We start from the raw sequence: 2786 nt of genomic DNA, 5'->3' as shown, positions 1-2786 counted from the left end.
CCGAGTCTGCCCAGGTGGCATGACTCAAACAAAAGGGTCTCCGAGAAACCCGGGGCGGTTCACTCGCGTTTAGCAGATGCGATACAAGGAATGACATAGGATATGAGTTGACACGCGTGTCATCTTGCTCAAAAATGATCACTGAGGACTGCAAACGCGCATTTTTGGGACTGGCTTTCCAGTAATGGCCCCCCGAACTTTCGGCAGCAGTGAAACTGGTACTCACTGACGTAGGGACAATCGATAGGCCACCTTCGTATGGCTGTTTGACTCGGTTGAATTCTGACCCAAGAGATACGGAAACGAGTCTCGAAGCTAAAGAATTGCTGCGACTATGCCTCATAAATCAAAATAAAAGCGGCCCACGGGCCGTTTTTTTTTATGCCCATTTTTTCTCGATTGTACCCACCTGGATGCCCTTAGGTTGTGTTCGCGGCGTCCAAGTCACTACCGAATAGTGAAAGCCTAAATAGCGGTCTCCCGCCAGCGGCTCCAGCAACAGCGTACCGTCTTGAGTTCTCAACAGCGTGATGCGCTTCATATCTGCACGGGGATGAGCCTCATCGTGATAGATCTCAGTTCCCAAGACGATCAGATCCGAAACGAAACGTGGTACGTCATCCACTTTCGTACAGCCCCGGTTCCGCAGCTCCTTTTTCTTACCTTCCCAAATATGTTTCACTCCATAGCCTGCTGCCGGACGTCCAGCCATCACGCGATGCATACCGGCCTTCAGGTATATCAAGGCTTCAATAGCGTCTAGACGGTCAATGGCCGGAATCACGCCGAATATAACCCCGCCGTTGGGGTGCTCAATCACCTGGTTCGGCTTAAGTTTGAGAATTCCGGTCACGTGACCTCCCCTGTCATTGTTCCGGCATTTTACCCGCTTTTTGCAAAGTCGTTCCGGTCAGGGGGGTAAGCCGGAACGGGGAGCCCGCAGAATTCGGAAAAAATCGTACGTTAGGCCATCGTTTGCGGTCAGATTTTTAGCAAGATCACAATACTTTTCAACGACTTATGGTTTTTAGGCGTGTCCGTTGAAGTACACCTCAACCCAGCGTCAGGCCGCTCACCAGCCCCCTTTCAGACTAGGACGGTTTTCTGTATTTCCTGACGGATCGCCGTCAACTTCTATGACCTCAACCTGACAAAATTCACGCTAGCGTACGATTTTTTCCGTTTTCTCTATTCGCCCCTTAGACCCCTATGTGCATAAATTAATATTTGAATTCTTTAATGAATTCAGAAAGAAAGCATTTATGAATTCTCTTTGAATTCCTATTGAATTCTTTAAGGATATCGCTCAAGATAGCTTGATAGATAGCTGTATGAATTCCCAATGAATTCACTAAGGCTATCATTAAGGATATCCATGATGATATCTTCTTGAATTCCTGATAGATACTATAGGTGCTTATATGCCGGTCATATCGTTCGTGTCCCCCAAAGGCGGGGCTGGCAAGACAACATCTGCCCTTGCGCTGGCCACTCAGATTGCAAAGCGTGTGCCTGTGACAGTGATTGATGCTGACCCAAATCACCCCATAGACTCCTGGTCAAAAGGGGGGGCGGTTCCAGAGAACATGACTGTTATCTCCGGTGTAACAGACCAAACGATAAGTGACACCATTGCGGAAGCAGCAACCAAGACGCCTTTTGTAATCGTCGATCTTGAAGGCACAGCGGCGACAATCGTCGCGTACGCTATAGCGGAATCTGATCTGGTTATAATTCCTTCCCAAGGATCGCAGTTGGATGCTGAGCAAGCCAGTAGGGCGTTTGGTCTCATCAGAGCGCATGAGCGAGGCATTCAGAAGCATAAGCCCGACTACAAATTGCCCTACGCGGTCTTATTTACGCGCACCTCCGTCGCAATACAAAGCAGGGATACACGGCATATTCGAGATAGTTTCAAGAAAGGCGGTATCCCGTTTTTTGAGGTTGAACTCAACGAAAGGGCTGCCTTCAAAGCCATGTTTTCATATCGTCAAACCTTGGAATTGCTTCCTCGCAACGAAGTATCCAATGTAGATAAAGCCATTGATAATGCTGAGGTTTTCGCTCGCGAAGTTATTGCCAAGCTTACACCTGGCGATGCAAAGCCTATGGAGGTTGAAGCATGAGTCGAGTCGATCCTTTAGAGGGCCTGAAGAATTTTGAGCCTAAGCCTGCTGCTAGCCAAAAGTCGAAACAGGAAAGTGCTGCACTTGAAGAGCTGGCAAGCGAACATGGCTTCGTAGCCCGGCATCCAGCCCCATCAAATGCACGAGTCGATAGATCAAAGCGAAGGTTCACAACCGGCAGAAATATCCAAATCAATATCAAGGGCGATCAAGCTACTAAAGATGAGCTTTATCGCCTTGCAGATGACATTGATGCTCCCCTAGGGGAGACCCTTAAAAGGGCGCTGTCAGCACTGGCGCGTGAGCTGAATTCAAAATAGCCTGGCCAGCAGGGCTCCTAAAGGGTCAGCGTCTGTAGAGTCGAATAATTGGAACGCTGGGGCAGGGCGGGGCCTCACATTAGGACATTTACATGTTCCAGTGAGGCTCTATGTGCAGCCATTACGAAGCACCGTCACCGCACCAGGTAGCCGAAGCGTTCGGCGTAGCACAGTTCGACCAGGTCAGACTTGATTTGTGGCCTGGCTATATCGGGGTCCGGGGAGCAATGGAACAGGGAAGTCAGTTAAGCTGCCTGGGTCACCAGCAATGGTCTGAACCGCCCCGGGTTTCTCGGAGACCCTTTTGTTTGAGTCATGCCACCTGGGCAGACTCGGTGAG

Annotated in this window: 3 protein-coding genes and 1 pseudogene; 3 read left to right on the top strand and 1 reads right to left on the bottom strand. The window is 49.7% G+C overall.

Annotated elements, in window-relative coordinates:
• Positions 1-379 precede the first annotated feature (379 nt).
• Entirely contained in the window at positions 380-853 is a 474-nt protein-coding gene (locus AO277_RS12320; RefSeq protein WP_044320143.1) for a hypothetical protein, read from the bottom strand.
• 568 nt (positions 854-1421) lie between these two features.
• Between AO277_RS12320 and AO277_RS12315 the strand changes: the two genes are divergently transcribed.
• The 3 genes and pseudogenes from AO277_RS12315 to AO277_RS29105 form a co-directional block, all read left to right on the top strand.
• Entirely contained in the window at positions 1422-2126 is a 705-nt protein-coding gene (locus tag AO277_RS12315) for a nucleotide-binding protein (RefSeq protein WP_044320142.1), read from the top strand.
• Complete coding sequence (locus tag AO277_RS12310) at positions 2123-2446, top strand: hypothetical protein (protein ID WP_004666942.1); 324 nt, start codon at positions 2123-2125, stop codon at positions 2444-2446. Before AO277_RS12315 ends, AO277_RS12310 begins: the two co-directional genes overlap by 4 nt.
• 110 nt (positions 2447-2556) lie before the next feature.
• A pseudogene (locus AO277_RS29105) lies at positions 2557-2661 on the top strand (SOS response-associated peptidase); the annotation flags it as partial.
• Between the last annotated feature and the right edge of the window lie 125 nt (positions 2662-2786).

The sequence above is a fragment of the Pseudomonas amygdali genome (genome assembly GCF_002699855.1).
Classification (GTDB): domain Bacteria; phylum Pseudomonadota; class Gammaproteobacteria; order Pseudomonadales; family Pseudomonadaceae; genus Aquipseudomonas; species Aquipseudomonas amygdali.
This window is presented reverse-complemented; position numbering and strand designations above follow the sequence as displayed.